The organism is Brevundimonas sp. (assembly GCF_023259385.1).
GTDB lineage: Bacteria > Pseudomonadota > Alphaproteobacteria > Caulobacterales > Caulobacteraceae > Brevundimonas.
The window spans coordinates 1-26165 of sequence record NZ_JAHFPF010000014.1; the positions used below are offsets into that span (position 1 = coordinate 1).

The 26165-nt window shown below is 70.0% G+C and carries 22 protein-coding genes, 1 tRNA gene and 1 riboswitch; of the genes, 13 read left to right on the forward strand and 10 right to left on the reverse strand.

Features of this window, described 5'->3' with window-relative positions; all coding sequences use genetic code 11:
- On the forward strand, positions 1-680 hold a 680-nt coding region (locus Q0C81_RS01850), incomplete at its 5' end, for a 2OG-Fe(II) oxygenase family protein (RefSeq protein WP_291832734.1).
- Here the strand turns inward: Q0C81_RS01850 and Q0C81_RS01855 are convergent.
- A complete protein-coding gene (locus Q0C81_RS01855; protein WP_291832735.1) occupies positions 677-1072 on the reverse strand; it encodes a YkvA family protein in 396 nt (131 codons plus the stop codon). The two genes, Q0C81_RS01850 and Q0C81_RS01855, sit on opposite strands and share 4 nt — an antisense overlap.
- 57 nt (positions 1073-1129) lie before the next feature.
- Between Q0C81_RS01855 and Q0C81_RS01860 the strand changes: the two genes are divergently transcribed.
- From Q0C81_RS01860 to Q0C81_RS01870, 3 genes are all read left to right on the forward strand, one after another.
- A complete protein-coding gene (locus Q0C81_RS01860) occupies positions 1130-1912 on the forward strand; it encodes an SDR family oxidoreductase (protein ID WP_291832737.1) in 783 nt (260 codons plus the stop codon).
- Positions 1913-1999: 87 nt separating this feature from the next.
- Positions 2000-2074: transfer RNA gene (locus tag Q0C81_RS01865), tRNA-Gly, on the forward strand.
- 285 nt (positions 2075-2359) lie between these two features.
- A complete protein-coding gene (locus Q0C81_RS01870) occupies positions 2360-2797 on the forward strand; it encodes a hypothetical protein (protein ID WP_291832739.1) in 438 nt (145 codons plus the stop codon).
- A gap of 9 nt (positions 2798-2806) precedes the next feature.
- Here Q0C81_RS01870 and Q0C81_RS01875 read toward each other — a convergent pair whose 3' ends face one another.
- Both Q0C81_RS01875 and Q0C81_RS01880 read right to left on the reverse strand, forming a co-directional pair.
- On the reverse strand, positions 2807-3613 hold the full coding sequence (locus Q0C81_RS01875) for an SDR family oxidoreductase (protein ID WP_291832740.1): 807 nt from the start codon (positions 3611-3613) through the stop codon (positions 2807-2809).
- 7 nt (positions 3614-3620) lie between these two features.
- Positions 3621-4091, reverse strand: a complete 471-nt coding sequence (locus Q0C81_RS01880) for an Rrf2 family transcriptional regulator (protein WP_291832742.1) — start codon at positions 4089-4091, stop codon at positions 3621-3623.
- 159 nt (positions 4092-4250) lie between these two features.
- Between Q0C81_RS01880 and Q0C81_RS01885 the strand changes: the two genes are divergently transcribed.
- Together Q0C81_RS01885 and Q0C81_RS01890 are read left to right on the forward strand one after the other, a co-directional pair.
- On the forward strand, positions 4251-6239 hold the full coding sequence (locus tag Q0C81_RS01885) for a potassium transporter Kup (protein WP_291832744.1): 1989 nt from the start codon (positions 4251-4253) through the stop codon (positions 6237-6239).
- Positions 6236-7621 carry an RsmB/NOP family class I SAM-dependent RNA methyltransferase gene (locus Q0C81_RS01890; protein ID WP_291832746.1) on the forward strand — a complete coding sequence of 462 codons (1386 nt, stop codon included), beginning with the start codon at positions 6236-6238 and terminating at the stop codon, positions 7619-7621. The genes Q0C81_RS01885 and Q0C81_RS01890 overlap by 4 nt, the downstream gene beginning before the upstream one ends.
- Here the strand turns inward: Q0C81_RS01890 and Q0C81_RS01895 are convergent.
- The 5 genes from Q0C81_RS01895 to mutS all read right to left on the reverse strand — a co-directional run bounded on the left by Q0C81_RS01895 (position 7618) and on the right by mutS (position 16565).
- Entirely contained in the window at positions 7618-8292 is a 675-nt protein-coding gene (locus Q0C81_RS01895) for a GNAT family N-acetyltransferase (protein ID WP_291832747.1), read from the reverse strand. The genes Q0C81_RS01890 and Q0C81_RS01895 overlap by 4 nt on opposite strands.
- Before the next feature lie 66 nt (positions 8293-8358).
- Positions 8359-9408: a tryptophan--tRNA ligase gene (gene trpS / locus Q0C81_RS01900; protein ID WP_291832749.1), complete on the reverse strand. Its 1050-nt coding sequence runs from the start codon at positions 9406-9408 to the stop codon at positions 8359-8361.
- A gap of 143 nt (positions 9409-9551) precedes the next feature.
- Positions 9552-11147: a murein biosynthesis integral membrane protein MurJ gene (gene murJ, locus Q0C81_RS01905; RefSeq protein ID WP_291832751.1), complete on the reverse strand. Its 1596-nt coding sequence runs from the start codon at positions 11145-11147 to the stop codon at positions 9552-9554.
- Positions 11148-11178: 31 nt separating this feature from the next.
- On the reverse strand, positions 11179-13857 hold the full coding sequence (gene glnD / locus Q0C81_RS01910; protein WP_291832753.1) for a [protein-PII] uridylyltransferase: 2679 nt from the start codon (positions 13855-13857) through the stop codon (positions 11179-11181).
- The gene (gene mutS / locus Q0C81_RS01915; RefSeq protein ID WP_291832754.1) at positions 13854-16565 is read right to left on the reverse strand and encodes a DNA mismatch repair protein MutS; all 2712 of its coding nucleotides are present in this window, start codon (positions 16563-16565) and stop codon (positions 13854-13856) included. The genes glnD and mutS overlap by 4 nt, the downstream gene beginning before the upstream one ends.
- Positions 16566-16657: 92 nt before the next feature.
- Between mutS and Q0C81_RS01920 the strand changes: the two genes are divergently transcribed.
- Together Q0C81_RS01920 and Q0C81_RS01925 are read left to right on the forward strand one after the other, a co-directional pair.
- Positions 16658-17506, forward strand: coding sequence for a hypothetical protein (locus tag Q0C81_RS01920; RefSeq protein WP_291832756.1), 849 nt, complete (start codon positions 16658-16660; stop codon positions 17504-17506).
- A 45-nt stretch (positions 17507-17551) separates the two neighbouring features.
- Positions 17552-17694, forward strand: a riboswitch (cobalamin riboswitch).
- A gap of 164 nt (positions 17695-17858) precedes the next feature.
- Complete coding sequence (locus Q0C81_RS01925) at positions 17859-19694, forward strand: TonB-dependent siderophore receptor (protein ID WP_291832758.1); 1836 nt, start codon at positions 17859-17861, stop codon at positions 19692-19694.
- Here Q0C81_RS01925 and Q0C81_RS01930 read toward each other — a convergent pair.
- Complete coding sequence (locus Q0C81_RS01930) at positions 19678-20574, reverse strand: aldo/keto reductase (RefSeq protein ID WP_291832760.1); 897 nt, start codon at positions 20572-20574, stop codon at positions 19678-19680. The two genes, Q0C81_RS01925 and Q0C81_RS01930, sit on opposite strands and share 17 nt — an antisense overlap.
- 333 nt (positions 20575-20907) lie before the next feature.
- Between Q0C81_RS01930 and Q0C81_RS01935 the strand changes: the two genes are divergently transcribed.
- Positions 20908-22140, forward strand: coding sequence for an argininosuccinate synthase (locus tag Q0C81_RS01935; protein WP_291832762.1), 1233 nt, complete (start codon positions 20908-20910; stop codon positions 22138-22140).
- On the opposite strand, the gene Q0C81_RS01940 is transcribed toward Q0C81_RS01935, so the two are convergent.
- Complete coding sequence (locus Q0C81_RS01940; protein ID WP_291832765.1) at positions 22137-23417, reverse strand: PQQ-dependent sugar dehydrogenase; 1281 nt, start codon at positions 23415-23417, stop codon at positions 22137-22139. The two genes, Q0C81_RS01935 and Q0C81_RS01940, sit on opposite strands and share 4 nt — an antisense overlap.
- Positions 23418-23594: 177 nt before the next feature.
- Between Q0C81_RS01940 and Q0C81_RS01945 the strand changes: the two genes are divergently transcribed.
- The 4 genes from Q0C81_RS01945 (at position 23595) to Q0C81_RS01960 (ending at position 26044) form a co-directional block, all read left to right on the forward strand.
- Positions 23595-24056: a translation initiation factor IF-2 gene (locus Q0C81_RS01945; RefSeq protein WP_291832767.1), complete on the forward strand. Its 462-nt coding sequence runs from the start codon at positions 23595-23597 to the stop codon at positions 24054-24056.
- Positions 24057-24136: 80 nt separating this feature from the next.
- Positions 24137-24733 carry a hypothetical protein gene (locus Q0C81_RS01950; protein ID WP_291832769.1) on the forward strand — a complete coding sequence of 199 codons (597 nt, stop codon included), beginning with the start codon at positions 24137-24139 and terminating at the stop codon, positions 24731-24733.
- A 44-nt stretch (positions 24734-24777) separates the two neighbouring features.
- A complete protein-coding gene (locus tag Q0C81_RS01955) occupies positions 24778-25410 on the forward strand; it encodes a LysE family translocator (protein ID WP_291832771.1) in 633 nt (210 codons plus the stop codon).
- An 82-nt stretch (positions 25411-25492) separates the two neighbouring features.
- Positions 25493-26044 (forward strand): hypothetical protein, encoded by a 552-nt coding sequence (locus tag Q0C81_RS01960; RefSeq protein ID WP_291832773.1) that lies wholly within the window; start codon positions 25493-25495, stop codon positions 26042-26044.
- The last annotated feature ends 121 nt before the right edge of the window (positions 26045-26165 follow it).

The following is a 26165-nucleotide window of genomic DNA, read 5'->3' on the forward strand; positions in this document are numbered from 1 at the left end:
TCGGGCCGGTGTTCCAGCGCGCCGGGCGCCTGCACATGCCCGACTTCCTGGACGGCGCCGGCGCCGCGCGGCTGCATTCGGCGCTGACGTCGTCCACCGCCTGGTCCCGGTCGCTCATGCTGGGCCGCAAGGCGTTCACCCTGCCGACGGCGGACTGGGACGCCCTGCCCGCGGACAACCGGACGGAGTTGGAAGCGGGCATCCTCAGCGAGGCCCGCGCCGGGTTCCAGTACGCCTTCGACACCTGGCCGGTGTCGGACGAGATCGAGGCCGGCCGGCGCAGCGGGCATCCGGCCGAGGCCTTCCATGACTTCCTCAACAGCCCGGTCTTCCTGGACTGGATTCGGGCGCTGACCGGCGACAGCCGCGCCGCCTATTGCGACGCCCAGTGCACCCGCTACCGGCCCGGCGACTATCTGAACCGGCACACCGATGCGGCCGAAGGGAAGCACCGGCTGTTCGCCTATGTGATGAACCTCACCCCCGGCTGGAGCGTCGACTGGGGCGGCCTGCTCCAGTTCATCGATCAGGACGGCCATGTCGCCGAGGCCTACACCCCGGCCTTCAACGCCCTGAACATCTTCAAGGTGCCGCAGCCGCACTCGGTCTCCCTGGTCACGCCCTTCGCCGGCGGCGACCGGCTGGCCGTCACCGGCTGGATCCGATCACAGCGCCCCTAGTCCTTGAGGCGCTCCACCGCCTTCTCGGCCTGTTCGCGGTGGCGGCTCCTGACGTTGGCGCCGAGGGTGGCGATCAGGGCCGCGATCACCGCCGCGTCGTCGGTGAAGCCGATGCCCGCGAAGATGTCGGGAATGGCGTCGATGGGCAGGACGAAATAGGCGAGGGCTCCCATCATGATCCCCTTGGCGGCCAGCGGCGTCTCGGGATCGCGGGCGGCGTAGTAGACGCTGACCAGCTGGGCCGCGAACGGGATCCGGGCCGCCGTGCGCCGCAGCTTCGGCCAGAAGCCCTTCTGGACCCTGACCTCGTTGACCTCCAGCACCGAGGGCACGAGCGCCTTGGACGGGTCCAGCGCATCTTCAGGCGTCACAGGTTTGGCTTTGGCGGTCATGGCGGCTAAATCCCCCGCGACAGTACTCGGTTCACACAAGACATAGGGGCTCCGGCCATGAAACTCGACAGCAGCATCGCCGCAGTGGTCACCGGCGGGGCCTCGGGCCTGGGTGAGGGCACGGCCCGCGCCATCGCCGCCACGGGCGCCCGGGTCGCCCTGTTCGACCTGAACGAGGAGAAGGGCGAGGCCATCGCCGCCGAGATCGGCGGCGTCTTCTGCAAGGTCGACGTTACGGACGACGAGAGCGTCGCCGCCGCCTTCGCCAAGGCCCGAGCCGCCCACGGCCAGGAACGCCTGACCGTCAACTGCGCCGGCATCGCCACGGGTCAGAAGACCGTCAGCCGCAAGAAGGACACCGGCGAGATCCGCGCCCATGACATGGCCGGCTTCGAACGCACCGTCCGGGTCAACCTGTTCGGCACCTTCCGCGTCCTCAGCCAGTCTGCGGCGGGCATGGTGACGCTGGAGCCCATGGCCGACGGCGAGCGCGGCCTGATCGTCAACACCGCCTCGGTGGCGGCCCAGGACGGTCAGATCGGTCAGGCGGCCTATTCGGCGTCCAAGGGCGGCGTCTACGCCATGACGCTGCCGGTGGCCCGCGACCTCGCGCAGGAAGGCATCCGCTGCAACACCATCCTGCCCGGCATCATGTGGACGCCGATGATGGCCGGCATGGACCAGAAGATCCAGGACGCCCTGGCCGCCGCCATCCCCTTCCCCAGCCGCCTCGGCACGCCCGCCGACTACGCCTCCCTGGTGCTGGAGCTGGCCCGCAACGTCTACATCAACGGCGAGTGCATCCGCCTCGACGGCGCGATTCGTCTGGCTCCGCGCTAAATTCGCGAAAGGGGGCTTGCGAGGGTCCGCGAGGGTCCGCTATACGCCCCCTCCTCGACACGGGACGGCCTCGCCGTTCCACGGAGTGCGGGCGTAGCTCAGTGGTAGAGCACAACCTTGCCAAGGTTGGGGTCGAGAGTTCGAATCTCTTCGCCCGCTCCAGTCGTAGTTGGAAAAGGGCCGTCCTTCGGGGCCGCCCTTTCTGCGTCGGGGACTGAGGGTCTAACCGGAGCACCGCGCAGGTGCGCTCGCCGTCTCCGGACAGGCGACCCGGCCTCTGGAGACACAGCCTCCTGTAGGGATTGGGCGAAGGCGGCCCTTGACCCGCTACCTGGCCCTTGGGACCATCGGAAAGACGCAGAGGCTCGGCAAACGCGAGAATTCCGCGCCGCCTGAGCGTGCAACCCAGGCCGAGAGTCCGGCGCCGGCTCAAGGCAGGAGGTCAGGATGTTCGGTTGGAACAAGAAGCTCAACGATGTGATGGAGCAGCTCAGGCCCGACCTGAGCCGGGACTCGCTCGGCGTCGGCCCCGACTTCCCTGGCGTCGCCCCGAACCCTCTGATGAGCAGTGAGGCGCGCAAGCGCAATGCGGAGCTGCGTACGGGCGTGCTCGCGCTCGGCGTTCTCGTCGACTGGCGGGAGGTCAACAGCAATCCGCGCGTCGTCCTGATGTTCGACGTGGATACCGCCGATGGCCTCTCGTTCCGCGGTATCGCGGACGAAGCGCTCACGATCACTGAACTCACCCGGCTCGCCCCTGGGCAGACGCTGCCCGTGCGCTACCGGCCGGCCGTCATGGACCACTACGTCGCCCTTGCCCGGGATGCGGACCCCGCCGACGTGCAGCGGCTTTCCGACGAGATCGCGAGCCGCAGGCGGACCTGACCCGAAGCTTCAGATCCGCTTCAACCGCTTCGCGTGGCCGCCGACCATGTTCAGGGCGATGCGGTCGGGCAGGTGCTTGGCCAGGCTGGCCAGCACATTGTTCATGACACCCGGAGTCACCTTGGGCCGGTTGGCCTCGACGGCGTCATAGCCGACGCGGGCGACGTGCTCGGCCGTCTGCCACATCCAGGCGGGATAGGCGGTCGAGACCTCGTCGCGGGTGCCGTTGACGTCGTGGAACTCGGTCAGGGTGTAGCCGGGGCACAGGGCGGTGACGTGCACGCCGGTATCACGCAGTTCCAGATGCAGGCCCTGCGAGGCCTTGATCAGGAAGCTCTTGATCGGTCCGTACAGGGTGTCGCCGCCGGTGGCGGGCATCTGGCCCGCCAGCGAGGCCACATTGAGGATGCGGCCATGGCTGCGGGCGACCATGTCGGGCGCGAACAGCCGGGCCAGCTCGATCGGCGCCGTCAGCATGACCCGGATCATCGCCGCATGGGCCGCCGGATCGGTGTTGAGGAAACCGGCGGTGCGGCTGAAGCCCGCGTTGTTGACCAGCCCGTCAACCTCGATCCCGCGCAGGGCCAGGGCGTCGAACAGGCGGCGCGGCGCTTCGGGATCGGCGAGGTCTTCAGGAATCACCGTGACGGCCGAGCCGACGCGCCGCAGGTCCTCGGCGAGTGCCTGGAGGGGACCCTCGCGGCGCGCGGTCAGGACCAGGTCCCAGCCCTCGGCGGCGTAGACACGGGCCAGGGCCGCGCCGATACCGGCGGAGGCTCCGGTGATCAGGACGGTGCGGCGCCGGCCGGGGTTCACGCGCGGATCAGGCCGCGACGGGGCAGGACTTGTGCGGCGTGAAGGCCGCCAGCGAGGACGGGTTCTCGGCCAGCAGGTCGGCGATGGTGACCTTGGACAGGGCGTCGGCCGCGGCCAGTTCGGCGGCGGTCAGGGCCTTGGCCACCTGACGCGGAATATGCTCGCTGACCGGGCAGCCCTTGGCCCCCGCGGGCGGCGAGCCGATGTGGGCGCAGCCGTTCACGGCGGCGAGCACCTCGTTCAGCCGGATGTCCTCCGGACGGCGCAACAGCCAGGCGCCGCCGGACGCGCCGGGGCGGGTGGCGATCAGGCCGGCCTTGGCCAGCAGGGCGGTCACCCGGCGTACGACGACGGGATTGGTCGGCACCGAAGCGGCCAGAACCGCGCTGGGCGCGGCGTCGGCGGCGGAATACGCGCCCTTGTGGGCCAGATAGGCCAGAGAGTGGGCGGCGACGGGAAAGCGTTGGCTGTCGGACATGGGTCCTCGTTTCAGACGTCAAGATAAGCGCTCGAAGGGCGTTTCACAAACCGGCGCCACCTTCGCAGATGCAGCACGATTGAATCGCTCTATGAAAGGGCCTAAAGGCTCGCGGCTCTTTTGATGGGGCCGCGTCTCGCGGAGCCCCGGAGGAACTTCATGGCCGGGGCCCCTCCCCAAGCTGAAGATGGCGAGAACCCCGCCAGCCAGCCGTCCGACACCGATACCGCCGCCTCCCAGACCCCGCCCTCGCCGGCGGAGGCGCACGGGCTTGGCCACACGGTCGGCAAGGCGGGCAAGTTCGGCCTGATTATCGGCGCCATCGGCGTAGTCTTCGGCGATATCGGCACCAGCCCGCTCTACGCCCTGCGCGAGGCGATCGCCCATGCCCGCGACGGCGTCGGCGGCGACCTGGCCGTGATCGGCGTGGTCTCCCTGGCCTTCTGGGCGCTGATGGTGGTGGTGACGTTCAAATACGTCTTCTTCCTGATGCGCGCCGACAACAAGGGCGAGGGCGGCACCCTGGCCCTGATGGCCCTGGCCCAGCACGCCATCGGCCGACGCAGCGCCCTGATCTTCCTGCTCGGCGTTTGCGGCGCCGCCCTGTTCTACGGCGACGGCATCATCACCCCCGCCATCTCGGTGCTTTCCGCCATCGAAGGGGTCAAGGAGGCCCCCGGCATCGGCGGAGCCCTGGATCCCTTCATCGTGCCGGTCGCCGCCGGCATCCTGGTCGCCCTGTTCCTGCTGCAGGCCCGGGGCACGGCCGGCCTGGCCAAGTATTTCGGCCCGATCACCGCCGTCTGGTTCCTGAGCCTGGGCGTGCTGGGCCTGATCCACATCTTCGACGACGTCTCGATCCTGCGCGCCCTGTCGCCACACTACGGGGTTCAGCTGCTGCTCAATGACGGCTTCCTGGGCTTCGTCATCCTGGGCAGCGTCTTCCTGGCGGTGACCGGCGCCGAGGCGCTGTATGCGGACATGGGCCATTTCGGCAAGGCGCCGATCCGCGCCGGCTGGCTGTATTTCGTCCTGCCCTGCCTGACGCTGAACTACCTCGGCCAGGGGGCGCTTATCCTCGCCCACCCCGGCGCCGCCGAAAACCCGTTCTGGAGCATGGTGCCGCAGGTCATCTACTGGCCGATGCTGGCGCTCGCCACGGCGGCCACGGTGATCGCCTCGCAGGCCGTCATCACCGGCGCCTTCTCGGTGACCCAACAGGCGGTCCAGCTGGGCCTGCTGCCCCGCATCCAGATCCTGAACACCTCGGAAAGCCAAGCGGGCCAGATCTTCGTGCCCGCGGTCAACAGCCTGCTGATGATCGGGGTCCTGGTGCTGCTGTTCGTGTTCCAGAGCTCGCACAACCTGACCGCCGCCTATGGCGTGGCGGTGACCGGAGTGATGCTGATCAACACCCTGATGGCGTGGTTCGTCATCACCAAGAAGTGGAACTGGCCGATCTGGGCCGTGCTGGGCTGCCTGATCCCGTTCGGCTTCATCGACAGCGTCTTCCTGACCTCCAACCTGCTGAAGATCCCGCAGGGGGCCTGGATGCCTCTGGTGCTGGGCGCGGCGCTGGTGCTGCTGATGTGGACCTGGGTGCGCGGCACCCAGATCCTGTCGGCCAAGACCCGCAAGGACAGCCTGCCGCTGCTCGACCTGATCGAGATGCTGCGCGCCCGTCCGCCGCACCGCGCCCCGGGCACGGCCATCTTCCTGACCAGCGATCCGGACATCGCCCCGGTCGCGCTGATGCACAATCTCAAGCACAACAAGGTGCTGCACGAGAAGAACGTCATCCTGACCGTGCGGACCACGGACCGGCCCCGCGTCGATCCGGCCAACCGGGTGTCGATCGAGCCGATCTCGGACGACTTCAAGAAGCTGGTCATCTCCTACGGCTTCATGGAGCAGCCCAATGTGCCCAAGGCGCTGGGCGTCTGCCGCAAACAGGGTCTGAAGTTCGACATCATGTCGACCAGCTTCTTCCTGGGCCGCCGCTCGGTCATCGCCTCGGCCACCGAGGGCATGCCCATGTGGCAGGACCGGCTGTTCATCTTCCTGATGCGCAACGCCGCCAACCCGACCGACTTCTTCCACATCCCGCCCGGCCGCGTGGTCGAGCTGGGCACACAGGTTTCCGTATGACCGGACGTGACACCGGCCGGAACTCGGCCTCCCGCGGGCGCCGCATGGCCGACAAGGCGCGCGGTCCGCGTCGGCCGCGAGTGGAAGCCCCGCGAGACGAAGCGGCCGACATCGGCGTCGAGGCCCGCCTGGCCGCCGGCGTGCTGCTGAACGCGGCGCTGGAAGGCCGGGGCGGTCTCGACTCCGCCCTGAACTTCCGTGAGGTCGCCTCGCTGGAAGGCCCCGACCGCGCCTTCGCCCGCGCCGTGGCCATGGCCGCCCTGCGCCGCCTGGGCGAGATCGACCAGATCCTCGACCGTCGCCTGCAGAAAGCGCCGCCGCTGGCGATCCGGACCATCCTGCGCGTCGCCCTGGCCCAGACCCTGGTGCTGGAGACCCCGGCCTTCGCCGCGGTCTCGACGGCGGTGAAGCTGGCCGAGCGCGATCCCAAGACCCGGCCCTACAAGAACCTGGTCAACGCCGTGCTGCGCGGCGTGGGCCGCGACGGCCCCGGCCTGACCACGGCCGAGAGCAATCTGCCCGAATGGCTGGCCGCCCGCTGGAAGGCGACCTGGGGCGAGGCCGGTCTGAACGCCCTGGCGCTGGCCGCGCGCGAGGAGCCGGCGACGGATCTCAGCGTCAAGCCGGACGCCGATCCCGCCGAGGTGGCCGCCCTCGTTGAAGGCGAAGCCCTGCCGGGCGGAACCGTCCGCACCGGCCGCCGCGGCGACGTGGCGAGCTGGCCGGGCTTCGAGGACGGGAGCTGGTGGGTGCAGGACGCCGCCGCCGCCGTCCCCGTCCGCCTGCTGGCCCCCCAGGCCGGGGAATCCATCATTGACCTGTGCGCCGCGCCGGGCGGCAAGACCCTGCAGCTGGCCGCCTCGGGCGCCTCGGTCGTAGCGCTGGACCGGTCGGAGACACGCCTGAAGCGCCTGCGCGCCAATCTGGAGCGCACCAAGCTGGAGGCCGAGATCGTGGTCACCCCGGCCGAGGACTGGGAGGACGCCCGCGCCTTCGACGCCGTCCTGCTGGACGCGCCCTGCACGGCCACCGGCACCTTCCGCCGCAATCCCGAGGTCCTGCGCGCCACCAAGCCCGCCGAGGTCGCCAAGCTGGCCGACGTGCAGCACCGCCTGCTGGACGCCGCCGCCGAGCGGGTGAAGCCGGGCGGCCGCATGGTCTATTGCGTCTGCTCGCTGGAGCGCGAAGAGGGCGAGACCCAGATCATCGCCTTCCTGCGCCGCAACCCGGCCTTCCGGACCGTCCCCGCCGTCCCCGCCGAGGTGGGCGCGCCGGACGAGGCGCTGACGCCCGAGGGCTGGCTGCGCATCCTGCCGTCCATGTGGGCGGAAAAGGGCGGTCTGGACGGCTTCTTCGTCGCCCGGCTGGACCGCGTCGCCTAGGCGACGTCCATCACCACATAGCTGGGTTTGATCCGGGGCGTGAAACCCAGGGTCTCGTAGAAGGCGATGGTGTCCGTATGCCCGATGCGGGCGTGCAGGAAGACCGTGTCGCCCCGATCCAGGATACGTTGGCCCACCGCCCGCATCAGCGCCCCGGCGTAGCCGTGGCCGCGATGGTCGGGATGGGTGCAGACCCCGCTGACCTCGCTGAAGCCGTCCAGGCTCAGCCGCTCGCCGGCCATGGCCACCAGCGCCCCCTCATGCCGAATGCCGATGAAGGGACCGAGCAGATGGGTCTTCGAGAAGAACGGCCCCGGCTGGGTCAGGGCGGCCAGGGCCAGCATCTCGGGCCCGTCCGCGTCGGTCAGGGCCTCGAACGCGACCTCCCGACCGCCGGCGCTCATGGCTGTCGCCGTCATCTGCAGGCAGTCGATCCGGTCGACCTCCACGAGGCCTGGCGGCACGACCGGATCGGCCTCGAACAGGGCGACCCGGCCGGTTTCACGGGCCAGGGCGACCCAGTCGTCGGCCCTCGCGTCCGGCCCGGCGGCGGCGAACAGGGCGTAGGCCGGATCGAACCGCATCACCCCGCCCTCACGGATCGAGAGCGGCGCCTGGCGGGTGGACAGGGCGTTCCAGACGGCGCGGTCGAGCGGATGGTTCGAGGACATGCCCCTACCTAGTCTCCCCGGCGACGTTCGCCAGACCCCACGGGACGCGGGGTCCGGAAATCGCCGTCACGCGCGCCAGAAGCCCACGATCTTCTTGACCTCGTCCACCACCGGATCGGCGATAGCCGAAGCGCGTTCGGCGCCGTCCTTGAGGACCCGGTCGATCTCGGCCGTATCGGCCATCAGGCGGCGCATCTCGGCGGTGACGGGGGCCATGGAGGCCACGGCCAGCTCGGCCAGGGCCGGCTTGAAGGCGCCGAAGCCCTTGCCGCCCCATTCGCGCAGAACCTGCTCCCGGGTCTCGTCGGCCAGGGCGGCGTAGATGGTCACCAGGTTCTTGGCCTCGGCGCGGCCCTCCAGCCCCTCGACCGCTTCCGGCAGGGCGTCGGGGTCGGTCTTGGCGCGGCGGATCTTGGCCACGATGGTGTCGGCGTCATCGGTGAGGTTGATGCGCGAGGCGTCCGACGGATCGGACTTGGACATCTTGGCCGCCCCGTCGCGCAGGCTCATCACCCGCGGCGCCGGACCCTGGGTCAGAGGCTCGGGCAGGGGGAAATAGCCCGGGACGCCGAAGTCGTTGTTGAACTTGGCGGCGATGTCGCGGGTCAGTTCCAGGTGCTGCTTCTGGTCTTCGCCGGTCGGCACCTCGGTGGCCTTGTAGAGCAGGATGTCGGCCGCCTGCAGCACCGGATAGGTGTACAGGCCGACGCTCGAGCGCTCCTTGTGCTTGCCCGACTTCTCCTTGAACTGGGTCATGCGGTCCAGCCAGCCGAGGCGGGCGACGCAGTTGAAGATCCAGGCCAGTTCGGAATGGGCGCGCACGGCCGACTGCGGGAAGATCACGGACTTCGACGGATCGAGGCCCGAGGCCAGATAGGCGGCGGCGATCTCGCGCGTCTGGGCGGTCAGCAGGGCCGGGTCCTGCCACACGGTGATGGCGTGCAGATCGGCCACGAACAGGAAGCAGGGCGCGCCCGTGTCCTGCAATTGTGTGAAGCGCTTCAGGGCGCCGAGGTAGTTGCCCAGGTGCAGGGCGCCGGAGGCCTGGATGCCGGACAGGATGCGGCGCGGGCCGTCATAGGCCGGAACGGTCTGGGCCGGGGTGGAATCGGTCATGGTCGGTACTCGGGAGGAAATCTGGATCAGGCGCGCGGCAGCGCGCGCGGGAAGGCGCCGGAGAAGATCAGCCGCGCCATCGGCGGACGGTGAAGGTCTGTCCTGAAATCGTCATTTCATCGCGCTTATCGTCTCGCTGGCGGTCAGTCCAGACCGGACGAGATGGAGGCTCCCGGCTCGCGGCGCAGCACCGCCTTCAGTTCGGACAGGCTGACGGCCCGGAAGGCGATCAGGCAGACCCCGTAGACCACCGCGCCGAGGGCGCAGACGACCACCACGGCGACCTCCTTGGCGAGGAAGACGCGGCTCAGGATCTCATAGCCGATCCCCGCCGCCAGCAGGCCCGCCGCCATGACGGCGCTGGCCAGCAGCACCCGCGACAGGCGCGACAGGAAGGGAGTCGTCGCGCGCCACGCCTTCTCCCGGATCAGGGTCCCGCCCAGCAGGGCGACGTTGACCCAGGCCGACAGGCTGGTGGCGATCGCCAGCCCCAGCACGCCGTCGGCGCCCATGGACTGAAGCAGGAAGAACAGACCCGTGCCGACCACCACGGTGATCCCCACCGAGGTGACGGCGAAGATCATCGGCCGACGCGTGTCCTGGCGGGCGAAGAAGGGCGGGGTCAGGACCTTGGCCAGCACGAAGGCCGGCACGCCCCAGGCGAACTGGCGCAGCACATCGGCGGTGCGGGCCGCGTCGGCGCTGGTGAAGGCGCCGCGCGTCACGGTGGCGTCGATGATGAAGAAGGGGATGACGAACAGGGCCACGGCGGCCGGCAGGGTGAAGGCCATCGACAGGGTGATGCCGTCATCCAGGGTGCGGCGGCCGCCCTCGTGGTCTCCGGTGACGAAGGCCCGGGTCAGCCGGGGCACCAGCGCCAGGCCGATGGCCACGCCGACCAGGCCCAGCGGCAGCTGGTACAGACGGTCCGCGTTGTAGAGCACTGACCGGGCGCCCTCGTTCGAGCCGGTCAGGAACTGGCTGACGACCGAATTGATCTGCAGGGCGCCGCCCGCGAGAACGCCGGGAATGGCCAGGGCCAGGGTCTTCTTCACCCCGGCGGTCAGGCGCGGCCACGACAGCTTCAGCCGCACGCCGAGCCGACGCACGCCCCACCACAGCAAACCCGCCTGGAGCACGCCCGAGACCGTGACCGCCGCGCTGACCGCCAGCAGGATGTTCGGCTGGCTCATCGGGATCAGGCTGGGCGCCAGAAGCGGCACGAGGGTGCACAGGTTCAGGAACACCGGCACCCCGGCGGACAGGGCGAACCGGCCGCTGGTGTTGAGCACGCCCGACAGCAGCGAGGCGATGGTCATGCAGGCCAGATAGGGCATGGTCAGCTGGGCGGCGGTGACGGCGGCCCACATGACCCCGGAATCGTCCTTCCAGGCCGACAGCAGCACCGGCATGATCCACGGCATCAGCACCTGCAGCAGGATGCAGAAGCCTGCGACGACGGCGAACATGAAGCTGAGCGCCTCGGACGCCGTGACGGCGGCCGCCTCCTCGCCCTCGCGCTCGCGCACGCCGCCGTAGATCGGCACGAAGGCCTGGGCGAAGGCGCCCTCGGCGAACAGGCGCCGGAACATGTTGGGCAGCATCAACGCCGTGGTGAAGGCGTCCATCATCGGCCCCTGGCCGAAGCGGGCCGACAGGACCAGATCGCGGGCGAAGCCCAGAAGGCGGCTGCCCAGGGTCAGGGTCGCTTGCACCAGGGTGTTGCGGGCGAGGCTCATCGGGAACTCAAGGGCGGCGGGAGCTGCTGGATTAGCCTGCTTCAGGACGGGGCGATACGGGCCGTTTCCGGTCGAATTCGGAGACGTCGCGCAGGCTGGCGCGGACCGGCGCGGAAACCGAGCGGCCGTTGGCGTCGCGGCGGTCCAGCACGGCCTCGAGCTCGGCCCGCAGCTGCTCCAGCTTGGCGCCCGGCCTGGGACGTCCGCCCTTCGCGTCGGTGACGTAGAAGCTGTCTACCGCCCGCTCGCCGAAGCCGGCGATATGGGCCGAGCGGATCGACAGGCCGTGGTCGGTCAGCATGCGCGACAGTTCGGCCAGCAGGCCGGGACGGTCGGCGCCCGACAATTCGATCACCGCCGCGTCGGGGCTTTCGTCCAGATCGATCAGCACCACCGGCCGCACGTCGAAGGCGGCGCGGCGTGGATTGGGCTGCGGCTCGGGCGGAGGGGCGGACCGGTCGCCCCGAGCCGCGCTTTCCAGCGCCGCCACCAGCCGGGTCAGCCGGCGCGGCTCGGCCTGGCCATAGGGGGCGCCCGATCCGTCCTGCAGTTCGAACACATCCAGCGCCGTGCCGTCCTCGGCGGTGGCCACCCGGGCCCCGACCACGTCCGCCCCGCCCGCCGCCAGCGCCGCCGCCAGATCGGCGAACAGGCCCGGCCGGTCCTTGGCCGCCACGGCGACGCGCGCTGCGGCCAGGGGCTCGCTGCCCTCGTCGTTCTTGCGCTCGGCGACGATGCTCGCCGCCGCGCCCGAGGCTCCGGCGCGGGCGACCAGATCGGGGAAGTCGGCCAGCGGGTCGGCGCGGGTCACGTCCTCGCCCCGGAACACGCCCTCGGTGCGCTGATACAGGTCGCGCATCAGCTGGCCTTTCCAGCCGTTCCACACCCCCGGCCCCACGGCGCGAATGTCGGCCACGGTCAGCACCAGCAGGGTCCGCAGCCGTTCGGGATCGCCGACCAGCCCGGCGAAGGCTCGCACCGTCGCGGGATCGGACACGTCGCGCTTCTGGGCGTAGTCGCTGAGGGCCAGGTGATGGCGCACCAGCCAGACCACGAACTCGGTCCGGCGCGGGTCGATGCCCAGCCGGTCGCAGGCGCGCCGCGCGGCGATGGCGCCGTCCTCCAGCTGCCCCCGGTCCCCGCCCTTGCCGACGTCATGCAGCAGCATGGCCAGCATCAGGGCCTCGAAGTCGTCGATACGGTGGACGATCTCGGTGGCCGTCGGATGTTCGGCGCTCAGCTTGCCGCGCCAGATGTCGTTGATGATGCCGATGGCCTGCAGCGTGTGCTCGTCGACCGTATAGGCGTGGTACATGTTGAACTGGGTCTGGCCGACGATCCGCCCCCATTCGGGCAGGAAACGGCCCAGCAGGCCTGTCTCGTTCATCAGCGTCAGCACGCGATAGGGCCGCTGCCCCGTCAGGATGTCGAGGAAGGCGCGGGTCGCCTCGGCGTCGCGGCGCAGCGACGGCGTGACCAGCGACAGCGACCGCGTCACCGCCGAAAAGGCGTCGGGGTGCAGGTCCAGGTCATGCTCGTCGGCAGTGCGGAACAGGGTCAGCAGCTTGGTCGGGTCCTCAGCGAAGACCTCGGGCCCCGTCACCGACAGGCGGCCCGAGACCTCGACGAAGCCCTCGACGCCCAGATTGCGTTTCCGGCCCGGGATCAGCCGCGACAGGCTCATCGTCGGCTTCTGGTGGCGCGCCTCCAGCTTGGCCGACATGGCCCGGGTCAGGGCGCCCACGTCCCGCGCCACGATGAAGTAGCGGCGCATGAACCGCTCCACCGCCGGCTCGTCGCCCCGTCCTTGCCAGCCCATGCGGCGGGCCACCTCGGGCTGCAGGTCGAAGGTCAGCTTCTCCTCGGCCCGACCCGCCAGCAGGTGCAGATGCGCCCGGGTGCGCCACAGGAAGTCGAAGGACTCCTCGAACGTCCGGCGTTCCCGCGAGGTCAGCAGATCATCCATGACCCGCGCGCCCAGCGGGCTGTCCGGCGCCAGCGACCGGGCGATCCAGAACAGGGTGTTGAGATCGCGCAGGCCGCCCTTGCCGTCCTTGACGTTGGGCTCGACGCGATAGCGCACCGCGCCGGTCTTCTGGTGGCGGACGTTCCGCTCCTCCAGCTTGGCGGCGATGAAGGGGCGGGGATCGGCCTTGGCCACGAAGGCCTGGAAGCGGGCGATGAAGTCGTCCGCCAGCTTCTCGTCCCCGGCCAGGGGGCGGGCCTCCAGCAGGGTGGTGCGGACCATCATGTCGGTTCGGGCCAGCGCCAGCGATTCATCGACCGACCGCGCCGCCTGCCCGACCTTCACGCCCAGGTCCCACAGGACGTAGAGCATGAATTCGATCACCTGTTCGGTGCGCGGGATCGACTTCCACGGGCGCAGGAACAGCAGGTCCAGGTCCGAGAAGGGCGCCATCACGCCGCGTCCGTAGCCGCCCACGGCGATCAGGCTCAGCCGCTCAGCCTCGGTGGGATTGGGGGCCGGATAGAGGACATCGGTGGTGAAGCGCCACAGGGCGGTCAGCATGTCGTCGGCGGCGGCGGCGTAGAGCCGCGCCACCTCGACGCCCTCGCCCCCCGCCTCCAGCCGCCGGGCCGCCTTCGCCCGGCCCGCGTCCCAGCTCTCGCGCAGGATCGCCGCCACGGCCCGACGCACATCGGACGCCCCGGCCGTCTCCGCCAGCCGCGCGTCGAGGGTCTGGTTCACCGGCCTGCCGGCCCTTTGGCCAAACCCTTGAGGCGATACAGGGCCTCCAGCGCCTCGCGCGGGCTCAGCTCGTCGGGCTCGATGCCCTTCAGCGCGTCCTCGACCATCGAAGGCCGGGCCGGTTCGGGCGCGGCCGGCTCGGCCATGGCGAACAGGGGCAGGTCGGTGAGATTGGCGCCGGCGGTCTTCTCGCCTTCCAGCCGGTCCAGCACCTCGCGGGCGCGGGCGACGACCGGTCCCGGCACGCCGGCCAGCCTGGCCACCTGCACGCCGTAGGAGCGGTCGGCCGCCCCCGGCGCCGCCTCGTGCAGGAAGACCAGCTCGCCGTTCCACTCCTTGGCCCGCATGGACAGGTTGCAGACGTGGGCCAGCCGCGTCTCCAGCACCGCCAGCTCGTGATAGTGGGTGGCGAACAGAGTGCGGGCGCGGTTGCGGTCGTGCAGCGCCTCGGTCGTGGCCCAGGCGATGGCCAGGCCGTCGTAGGTGGCGGTGCCGCGGCCGATCTCGTCCAGCACCACGAAGCTGCGCTCGGTGGCCTGGGTCAGGATGGCGGCGGTCTCGACCATCTCCATCATGAAGGTGGACCGGCCGCGCGCCAGATCGTCGCCCGCTCCGACCCGGCTGAACAACCGGTCGACCACGCCCAGCCGCATCGATTTCGCGGGCACGAACGCCCCGGCCTGGGCCAGCACCACCAGGAGGGCGTTCTGGCGCAGGAAGGTCGATTTACCGGCCATGTTCGGCCCGGTGACGATCGACAGTCGGGCGCCGGCCGCGCCCGAACCGTCAAGCCGGCAGTCGTTTGGCGTATAGGGATCACCCGCCGCCTTGACCGCCGCCTCGACCACCGGGTGACGCCCGGCGGCGACCTCGAAGCAGAGGGTATCATCGACGTGCGGCCTCACCGCCCCGACCTCCTGCGCCCATTCCGCCAGGGCGGCGTGGGCGTCGAGCTCGGCGAGCGCTTCGGCCACGGCCTGGAGCGGCTGGGCCAGGGACTGGACCGTGCGCCGCCAGATCTCGAAGGTCTCGCCCTCGATGGCCAGCGACCGGTGGCCGGCCTGGCTGATCTTGGCGTCCAGCTCGGACAGTTCGACGGTGGTGAAGCGGACCTGGTTGGCCAGGGTCTGGCGATGGATGAAGGGGCTTTCGCCGGTGGGGCGCAGCAGGGGCTCGGCGGCCTTGGCGCTGGTCTCCAGGAAATAGCCCAGAACGGCGTTGTGCTTGATCTTGAAGGCCACGCCGGACTCCGCGACCGCGCGGGCCTCCAGATCGGCCACGACCCGGCGGCTGTCGTCGCGCAGGCGGCGCGCCTCGTCCAGCTCGGGGCGGAAGTCGGGGTTCACGAAGCCGCCGTCGCGCGCCAGATGCGGCGGCTCGGCGACCAGCCCCTCGGCCAGATCGACCAGCAGGCGGCCCAGGTCGGGCGTCAGGGTCAGACGGTCGACGCAGGATGCGATGCGCGGCGGCGGCCCGGTCAGCGGATCGGCCACCGGCGGGAACAGGCCGGCGATGCCCTCGGCGATCGACAGGCCGTTGCGGATGCCGGCCAGATCGCGCGGCCCGCCCCGGCCCAGCACCAGCCGCGACACCGCGCGGGCCACGTCCGAAGAGGCCTTCAGCCCGTCGCGCAGATCGCGGCGCAGATCGCGGCGCTCCAGCAGCCATTCGACCGCATCGAGTCCATGGTTGATGGCGACGGGATCGCGCAGCGGACGCACCACCCGCTCGGCCAGAGCCCGGGCGCCGCCCGAGGTCACGGTGCGGTCGATCGAGGCCAGCAGTGAACCGTCGCGCTCGCCGCGCTGGGTCCGGTCGATCTCCAGACTCAGGCGCGTCGCCGGATCGATGGCGAGGAAGCCGGTGTCGCCGGTGCGGCGCGGCGGGGTCAGGGCCGGGATCTTGCCGGCCTGGGTCGTCTCCAAATAGGCGGCGATCAGGCCCAGGGCCGAGACCTCCGCCTCCTCGAAGGCGCCGAAACCGTCCAGCGAGGCCACGCCGTACAGGCGCTCGACCCTGGCCTTGGCGCCGACCGGCTCGGCCAGCGCCTGCGGCAGGGCCTGGACCACGCCGCCGGACCCGTTCAGCGCGTCCTTGGTCGCCTCGTCCGAGAACAGGCGATCCGGGACCAGCACTTCGGACGGCCGGAAGGACGACAGGGTCGCGCCCAGATCCTCCAGCGAACAGGCCACCACATCCACCGCCCCGGCCGACAGCTCGACCACGGCCACGGCCGCCCGGCCCTTGCGCACCGCCACGGCGGCCAGCCGGTTGGCGCCGCGCGCGTCCAGCAGGCTGTCCTCGGTCAGGGTGCCCGGTGTGACCACCCGCACGACGCCGCGGTGCACCACCGCCTTGCCGCCGCGCTTCTTGGCCTCGGCCGGATCTTCCAGCTGTTCGCAGATGGCCGCCTTGAAGCCCTGCCGGATCAGCCGAGCCAGATAGCCGTCCAGCGCATGCACCGGCACCCCGGCCATGGGGATGTCGTCGCCGTTGTGCTTGCCCCGCTTGGTCAGGGTGATGCCCAGCGCCGCGGCGGCGATCTCGGCGTCCTTGAAGAACAGCTCGTAGAAGTCGCCCATGCGGAAGAACAGGATGGCGTCCGGCTGTCCGGCCTTGGCCGTCAGATACTGGGCCATGAACGGCGTCGCGCCCTCCAGGGACGGGACGGCGTCGGCGTGCGGCGGGTGAGCGAGGGGAGCGTTCATGAGAGCGGCGCAAGGTGAAGGAATGCCGGGAACGGCTCAAGCGGAATAGGGCGTCCTTTACCTCCGCTCACAACTGAATGCATTGTTCGGCCATGATCCTGCGCGGCCTTGCTTCGATGTTCATTCTGGCGGCCTCGGCCTTGCCGGCGATGGCGGAGGAACCACCTCTCTGGAAACTTGTCGCCCAGTCTGACGTGATTGTCCTGGCGTCGGTGGACACGCCTGCCGTCCCGCCGCCCGGAGCCTATGTTTCCCTGCCGCTGAGAGATGTCGCGGCGCTGAAGGGGGAAACAAGCGCACGCCCTGAACTACAGTGGTACTCGGCCCCTCGAACGTACATGCCGTCCCTGGAGCAGTTGCGGGCCGCCGACGGCTCTCGATCTCTTGTGTTCGCCCTGCGCAGTGAAGGCCGCCTCTATTTCGCCGGCTATACACCCACCGCCTTCCGTCCTGCCGATGCGGAATCCGTGGCAGCGGTCGAAACGGAGGTTTTAAGGCAGGCCGGCGTGCTCGCTCGTTGGCGGCGCGACACATCGGTTCCCCATTACGCCGAGGTGCAGGCCATCATCGAGGCCATCATCGCCCTGCCGCCCGCATCAGGTGACGAAAGGCGGAGCGGACCGAGCCGGCAACAACACCTCTTCGATCGCTTGATCGCACTCGGCCCGGCAGCCGTGCCCGCCATCATCGAGCAGATGGATGACAGACGCCGCCTGCCGGAGCCGCAAATCTCCTTCGTGAACGATGCGCCCAACGCCTTCGAAGGCATTCGTCATTACGGACCCGATGTCATGACTGAGGCTCTGGCCGCTGTTCTGAACCAACTCACGAATGAGGACTTCGGCTCCATCTACAACGGAAGCACGCCGGCCGAGCGACAGGCGGCCGTCCAAGGTTGGCGCGTCTACCTTGATCATCTGCGCAACGACGACGCCGCCTGACCTTGCACAAGCGTCGCTGCACTGCGACAAGCCGCGTCGGCGGTTAAGGGAACACGGTGCGAAACCGTGGCTGTGCCCGCAACTGTAGGCGGCGAGATCGCTGTCCGCCCGGAGCTCGCTCCGGCGCCACTGGCCTTCGGGCCGGGAAGGCGAGGGCTTCGATTGTCGACCCGCAAGCCAGGAGACCTGGCCGCCACCGTCGCTCGCCGCTGTCCGGGACCAGGCAGAGGCGCGGGGACTTCCGTCGCAGCGACCCGATCTTGCGCCGTCCGGACCTTCGGGTTCGGCGGATCGGTTCGCTCACATGAGGCCTCTCGCGCGCATTCGCGGGGCCCGTACGGGGTTTTCGCTCATGAAGCGCTCCATTCTGCTTTCCACCGCGGCCATGGCCGCGGTCTTCGCCGGTCCCGCCTTCGCCCAGGAGGCGCAGGACGATTCCCTGCCCGAGATCGTGGTCACCGCCACCCGCATTCCCTCCATCGTCGCCGACACGCCCGGCGCCCGCGTGATCGACAGCCGGACCATCGAACAGCGGGGCGCCGTCTTCGCCGCCGACATCCTGTCCGACGTTCCCGGCCTGTCGGTGACCCGCTCGGGCGCCTTCGGCGGCGTCGCCCAGGTCCGCATGCGGGGCGCCACCCCCGGCAAGACCCTGGTCCTCGTGGACGGCGCGCCGGTCAACGACGCGGCCGAGCCCAACGGCGCCTATGATTTCTCGGGCTTCGACCTGGGCGACATCGAGCGCATCGAGGTCCTGTCCGGCCCGCAGTCCTCGCTGTGGGGTTCCGACGCCATCGGCGGCGTGATCGCCTTCACCACCAAGGAAATCGACGGTGTTCGCGCCGAGGCCGAGGCCGGCAGCTTCGGCACTGTGCGCGGCCGCCTCGCCGGCGGCGCGGCCAATGAGACCTGGGCGCTGGGCGGCTATGTCTCGCGCTTCACCACCGACGGCGTCTCCGTCGCCGATGAGGCCAACGGCAATCCTGAGGCCGACGGCTTCGAAAACACCACCGTGGGCGTTCGCGGCCGCTACGCCGTCTCCCCGACGGTGAAGCTGGAGGGCTCGGCCCGCTGGTCGCGCAGCGAGGCCGACCTCGATAACGGCTTCCCGGTTTCGGACAACGCCGACCGTTCGGAATCCGAGCAATGGTCGGGCTTCACCCGCGCCGGCGTCGAAGCCTTCGGCCTGGACCATCAGTTCAGCGTCTCGGCCTCGAACATCGAGCGCGAGACCTTCAGCGCCTTCGGTTCGGTCTTTGAAGCCGACCGCCAGGCCTACCGCTGGCAGGCCAACGGCGAGACTGGCGCCGCCACCTACGCCTTCGGCGCCGAGCGCGAAGAGAGCGAAGGCAGCATCTCGACGGGCGCCAAGGTCGATCTGGGAACCACCTCGGTCTTCGGCACGGGCCGCTATCAGGTGACCGACGCCCTCAGCGTCACCGGCGGCCTGCGCTTCGACGACACTGACGACTTCGGCTCCAGGACCACCGGGCGCGTCTCGGCGGCGTGGGACTTCGGTTACGGCTTCACCCTGTCGGGCGCCTACGGCACGGGCTTCAAGGCTCCGTCGGTCAGCCAGGCGGTTTGCGACTTCTGCTTCTCGTCGATCCCCTTCCCGACCCTGCGTCCGGAAAAGGCGGAAGGCTTTGAGGCCGCCATCGGCTGGCGATCGGCTGACGGCCGCATCGAAGGCCGGGCGACCGCCTACCACCTCTCGGTGGAGGACCAGATCACCTACTTCTTCGATCCGGTCACCTTCGACAGCTACTACATCAACCTGGCCGAAACGGAGACGGACGGGATCGAGCTGGAAGGCCGGGCCCTGCTGGGCGGCGGCTTCGACCTGAGCCTGGCCTACGCCTGGACCGATGCAAAGGACGAGAGCAACGGCCGTGCGTTGGCGCGGGTGCCGGAACATGCGGGCTCGGCGACCCTGGGCTGGACCGGCGATCGCCTGTCGGGCGCCCTGACCGTGCGTGCCGAAGGCGACGAGCCTGACACCAACTCGGCCACGGCCGCGACGCGCGAAGGTTTCGTCACGGCGAACCTGAACGCGGCCTACGTTCTGACCGACAACGTCACCCTGACGGCCCGGGTCGAGAACCTGGCCGACAAGCACTACCAACAGGTGCTGGGATACGGCGAGCCGGGTCGCTCCGGCTACGTCGGGATCAGGCTGCGCTACTGATCCGCGCGCGAGGCCCGGCCGCTATGGCGGCCGGGTGCTCGAGCTGAAGGCTCTGCCAGTCCAGCGCCGGCGCCGGCGCATGGGCGGCGGCCACCACGGCGCGCAGTTCGGCGGCCGAGGCGGCGCTGGCCACCACGGCGGCGATCTGCGGCAGACCCAGGGTATAGGCCAGCGTCGCCTGCATCGGATCGACGCGGGCCTCGGCGAGACGGCGGCGGATGCGCGACAGCTGCGGCGCGTGATGCGCCATATCGGCCGGCAGGGCGTCGCCGCTCATGAACAGCAGTCCGCCGGCGAACACCGACGACAGGTGGATGTCGGCGCCCAGTTCGGCGATCTCGTCCAGGGCGCCTGAGCGGTGGACCCGCTGATCCAGCAGGCTGCACGGCAGCTGGACCACGTCCGGCTGGAAGCGTCGGGCCAGTAGCGCCGGGCCGTCCTCGACGGTGGCGCAGAAGCCGATGCGGCGGAACAGGCCCCGATCCTTGAGCGACTGCATGCGGTCCCACAGGGCGCGGCCCTCGGCCCCGACCAGATCGGTGGCGTTCGACGCCAGCAGGGTGTCGCCGCGCGGCAGGCCCATGCGCTCCAGAGAGCGGCGGGCGCGGGCCTCGACCCGATCAACGCCCTCCTCGATGGAGACGGTGCGCACGGTGACCTTGAAGGGCGACGGGAAGGGCCAGGCCTGACCCAGCAGGCGCTCGCCATCGCCGTCCGGCTTGGACGCCACCACGGTGACGCCGGCGTCGGCGGCGGTCTGGAGCAGGAACCGCAGGGCCTCCTCGCGCGCGCCGGCGGGCGCGGGCATGGCGCGTTCAGGCTGGTGCACGACGGCGAGAGCCAGCTTTTCGACCGGAGACGGGGCGCGGTTCGGGATCACTGCCGGACCTTGCAGCGCGAAAGCTTAAGACCGCCCTTCCAGGACCTTGACCGAATCTTACCGAACGAACGCCGGTAGGGCCGCAAACCGGCCTTAATTCAAACCCTTGATCCCTATCGGTATGGCTTGCCCGCACGCCGGGGCAGGCCGGAAATCCACAGGAAATTTCGCGAAAACCTTATTCAGGCGTGGCCTTTGAAAACCGCGCCGGAGCCGCCTCAACGTGAAAGCAGGGCCGCCGCCCCAATCCCGCCCTTGCATCGCGCGGCGTCTGGTCCTTTAAGCGCGCGCAAAGAGGAACGCCTCCCCGCGTTCGCCGAAGGATTCTGCCCCATGTCGTCGTCCTCCGCTCCCAAGAAAGTCGTGCTGGCCTATTCGGGCGGCCTGGACACCTCGATCATCCTGAAGTGGCTGCAGACCGAGTATAACGCCGAGGTCATCACCTTCACGGCGGACCTGGGCCAGGGCGAGGAACTGGGCCCGGCGCGCGAGAAGGCGCTGAAGCTGGGCATCAAGCCTGAGAACATCTTCATCGACGACCTGCGCGAGGAGTTCGTGCGCGACTTCGTCTTCCCGATGTTCCGCGCCAACACCGTCTATGAGGGCCAGTACCTGCTGGGCACCTCGATCGCGCGCCCGCTGATCGCCAAGCGCCAGATCGAGATCGCCAAGATGGTCGGCGCCGACGCCGTCTGTCACGGCGCCACCGGCAAGGGCAACGACCAGGTCCGCTTCGAACTGGGCTACTACGCCCTGGATCCGGACATCCACGTCATCGCCCCCTGGCGCGAGTGGGAGTTCCGCAGCCGCGAGGCCCTGCTCGACTTCGCCGAGAAACACCAGATCCCGATCTCCAAGGACAAGCGCGGCGAAGCCCCGTTCTCGGTCGACGCCAACCTGCTGCACTCCTCGTCCGAGGGTAAGGTCCTGGAAGACCCGGCCGTCGAGGCGCCCGAGTTCGTCCACCAGCGCACCATCGCCCCGGAAGACGCGCCCGATAAGGCGACGATCTTCACCCTCGGCTTCGAGAAGGGCGACGCCGTCTCCATCGACGGCGTGGCCATGTCCCCGGCCACGATCCTGACCAAGCTGAACGAACTGGGTCACGACAACGGCGTCGGCCGCCTCGACCTGGTCGAAAACCGCTTCGTCGGCATGAAGTCGCGCGGTGTCTACGAGACCCCCGGCGGGACCATCCTGCTGGCCGCCCACCGCGGCATCGAGTCCATCACCCTGGATCGCGGCGCGATGCACCTGAAGGACGAGCTGGCGGTCAAATACGCCCACCTGATCTACAACGGCTTCTGGTTCTCGCCCGAGCGCGAGATGCTTCAGGCCGCGATCGACCACTCGCAGGCCAAGGTCACGGGCACGGTCCGGGTTAAGCTCTACAAGGGCAATGTCTCGATCATCGGCCGCGAAAGCCCCCTGAGCCTGTACGACCAGGACCTGGTGACCTTCGAGGAAGGCGTCCAGGCCTATGACCACCACGACGCCGAGGGCTTCATCAAGCTGAACGCCCTGCGCCTGCGCGTGCTGGGCAAGCGCGACAAGCGCCAGGGCTAGGGTCGAGCGATCCGGAGGATGGCCGCGTTGCGGTCGTCCGCGATCCAGATCGAGCCGTCGCGCGCCACCGCCAGACCGACCGGCGCCCCCATGGGATGACGGCCGGCCTGCGCGTTCCAGGCCGGCGTCAGCACCCGGGCCCGAGGCGCCGGCGCATCGGCCGGATAGGGCAGTGAGCCGCGCGGATAGATGGCGTAGCGGGCGCGCGCGTCTGTCAGGGGCGCGCCCTCCGCGTCGGTCTCGATCGCCACGATCCGCCCCGCCGCCCGCCGGTATCCGTGCCAGCTCATCAGCATCCGGCCCCGCAGCTCGGGGAACATCTCCCCGTCGTAGTAGAGCATCGCCAAGGGCGCGGCGTGGGGCGGCAGCAGCGAGACGGGCGCGGTTCGCGACCCGCAGCGCGCCTGCCGCGCGGTCCAGCCCGGCATCGCCGTCGCCATGTCGGTGCAATAGGGCCAGCCGTGGTCGCCCCCCCGCCTCAGCCGGTTGATCTCGTCGAACGGCCGGTCCGGCGTCGGCAGGTCGACGGAGTTCTCGGCCTGGTAGATCGCGCCCGAGGCGTGCCTCGCCATCGCAACGGAGTTTCTCAGCCCGGTCGCCCAGGGCGTCCAGTCCGCGCTCCAGCGGCCGTCGCCGAGGTAGGCGTAGCGCCGCACCATGGCCTGGTCGTCGTCTTCGGCGCACAGGCCGCCGGCGTTCCGCCGCGGCGCGCCCCGGGCGTCCAGGCACCGATCGGACGGCGCGCCGACATTGACCAGAAGCGCGCCGTCGGCGTCGAAGATGAAACTCGACAGGGGGTGGCGGTTCTCGTGCAGCCGGTTGTCGGGCAGGCCCTCGACCACGGCGGTCGTACGATCGGGACGGGCGGGATCGAATGCGAATATCCGGCTCATCTCAGCGACGTAGAGACGTCCGTCCGGACCGCGCGCGATCGTGTGCGGCATGGACAGCCCCGCCAGAAGGCGCGTCCATCGCGCTTGGCCCGAAGCCGTCGACAGCCGCCACAGCGCGCCACGCCCGGCGTCCCAGGTTCCGAGGTCCGCGACCAGCCAGTCACCGTCGTCGAGCTCGAACAGTGTCCGGGGCATGCGCGGTCCCTCGGCGGCGCGCTGCCAGACGAGACCGAGACAGTAGCCCTGCGCCATGCCGACGAGGGTCGCCGGCCGGCCTGCGCAGTCGCCCTGAACCGCATAGACGCGCGTGGCGGACTGGCCGGCCACGGGCGGGGCCGCGACCACGGCGAACAGGGCGGACAGGATCAGGGCCGAACGGCGCATGGCCGACCCTAGACCATTTTTGCTTCAGGTCGGATCGACCTGAATCCAAAAAATGGTCCAGCATCAAACCGGAGCGGCTGAAGCTGGGCCGCGAAAGCCGTCTCGTCAGCGACACGGAAATGCGCCACGGTGGCTCGAACGGGCCGCTGCGGCCCCTTTAGTTTCGATGGAAGACCCATGTCCCTGCGCCTGATCCTGGCCGTCTCGACCGCCCTCATCACCACCCCCGTGCTGGCCCAGACCGCGCCGCCGGCCCCACCCGCCGCCGCCGCGCCCGCCCCCTCGCCCGAGGAAGCGGCCATGGAGGCCAAGGGCCAGGCCTTCCAGGCCTCCATGGAGGGGATCGGCGAAGAACTGGAAGCGGTGATGTCGGACACCACCAAGGACAACGCGACCAAGGCGACGGAGACCAACGCCATCATCGACCGTCACGCGCCCGAAATTAACGCCTTCGCCGCCGACCTGGAGACCTTCCTGCGCGCCATGGCCGACAAGCCCGAGAACGCGGCCCGGCGCGACGAAATCGTGAACGCCGCCAACGCCGCTCCGGCCGCGATCCGCAGCATTCCCGAGCAGATGCGCGCGGGCATCGCCCAGGCGCTGACCGCGGCGCCGGCGGCCCCGGCCGCAGCTCAGTAAGCACGCGTTACGGCGATTTCACTTGAGCTCGAACGGGGTTGGGCGGACCTTCGGGTCCTGCCCTTCCCCGGAGCCGTTCGATGATCAAGGCCCTCTCCCTCGCCGCCGCCCTCGCCGTCCTGCCGTTGTCGGCGGCGCTCGCGGCCGATCCGCAGACCGCGAACGGATCCTCGTCGGACGCCGCCGAGGCGGCCATCGAGGCCGCCGCCGACCGCTTCGAGGCCCGCATGGAAGCCTACGGCGAACGCGCCGAGGCCGTTTCCGATGACGACAGCCTGACCGATGCGCAGAAGAAGATCCGCATCGCCCAGATCTGGGCCGAGTATGAGCCGGACGTCTCCGCCTTCACCGCCACCATCTCGGAACACGTCGGCGCCATCGCCGGCGCGGCCCTGGCCGAGATCGACGTCGAGGGCATCGTCGCCGAAGCCATGAACGCCGTCGAGGAATCCGGCGCCCTGCGGGTCGCGAGCGGCGTGGCGAGCAACGGCGCCTGGGCCTCGAATGATCCCGAACACATGGCCACCTACGGCCTGATGGCCGAGTACGCCGTCGGCGAGGCGCTGGACGCCATCGACGAAGCGAGCGCCGGCGAGATCAGCGTCCATCTCGATACCCCCGTCGAAGCGGTCCCGGCCGCGCCGCCCGCGCCGCCCGCCAAAAACGACGCCCGCTGATCCTCGCGGCTTGACCGCAACCGGTCGCGGCCCGACATCGGGCCATGGCCAGCCTGCCCGTCGATCCGCACCTGTATGCGACCTTCCTGGGCGTGATGGCCGTGATGGCGATCACCCCGGGCCCAGCCAATATCTTCTCGGTCGCCAACGGCGTGCAGAGGGGCAAGGCCGGCGCGCTTCTGGGCGTCGTCGGCATGAACGCCGCCACCCTGGTCTGGTTCGGCGCCGCGGCGCTGGGCCTCGGCGCCCTGGTGGTCGCCTTCCCGCAGGTCTTCCGCATCATCTCGGTGGCCGGAGCCCTCTATGTCGCCTGGCTGGGCTATCGCGCCTGGCGCGGCGCGTTCTCCACCGCCGCCCAGCCGGACGCGCCGGCCGTGAAGATGGGCCGCAGCGCCATCGTCGACGGCTTCATGGTGCAGATCGCCAATCCCAAGGCGGTGCTGTTCTTCACCGCCGTCCTGCCACCCTTCCTGGACGTGAACCGGCCCGCCGCGCCGCAACTGGCCCTGTTCGCCGCGGCCACCATCGGAATGGACGTGCTCAGCATGTCCGCCTACGGTCTAGGTGGGGCTGCGCTGGCCCGGCGCATGTCCGAACCCCGCTTCCGCAAGGGGTTCGCCTTCCTGACGGGCGCCTTGCTGCTCGCCGCCGCCGTGCTTATTCTTTCACGTTTATAACGGCTTGCCGGGTGCGGGAACCGGCGCCGTTCATGTCCCGTTCAGCCGTCAGGGCGCGTAGTGACGCGTCAAGGAGCATCCCATGAACATCCGTTTCCTGAAGCCCGTGCTGTTGGCGACGGCGGCGGCGCTCGCCTTGTCCGCCTGCGCCACGGCCACGCCCTATGGTCCGGCCGGCCCGCAAAGCCGCTACGGTTATTCCGAGCAGCGCGTCGACGCTGACCGCTACCGCGTCAGCTTCGCCGGCAATTCGGTGACCTCGCGCGAGCAGGTCGAGATGTCCCTGCTGTTGCGCGCGGCCGAACTGACGCTGGAAAGCGGCCACGACTGGTTCGCCACCGTCAACCGCGCCACCGACCGCGACGTGCGCCTGACGGGCACGCCGGATCCCTTCTATTATGACCGGTACAGCCCCTTCTGGGGTCCGTCGTGGCGCTACTACCGCCGCGGCCTGTGGAGCCCGTGGGGTTACCGCGATCCGTTCGGTCCGGACTTCGACGTCCGCGAGATCGACCGGTTCGAGGCCACCGCCGAGATCGTCTTCGGTCGCGGCGCCAAGCCGGCCGGCGATCCGAACGCCTTCGACGCCCGCGAGGTGATCAACAACCTCGGTCCCCGCGTTCCGCGCGGCTGAGGTCTCCGAGCCTGAACTGACGAAGGCCCCGCCGGTCGATCCGGCGGGGCCTTTTGTTTGCCCTATCCGACCCGCGGGTTGTTCAGCCGCCGCTTGTTGGTGTGGGTGGAGGGCGCCGAGC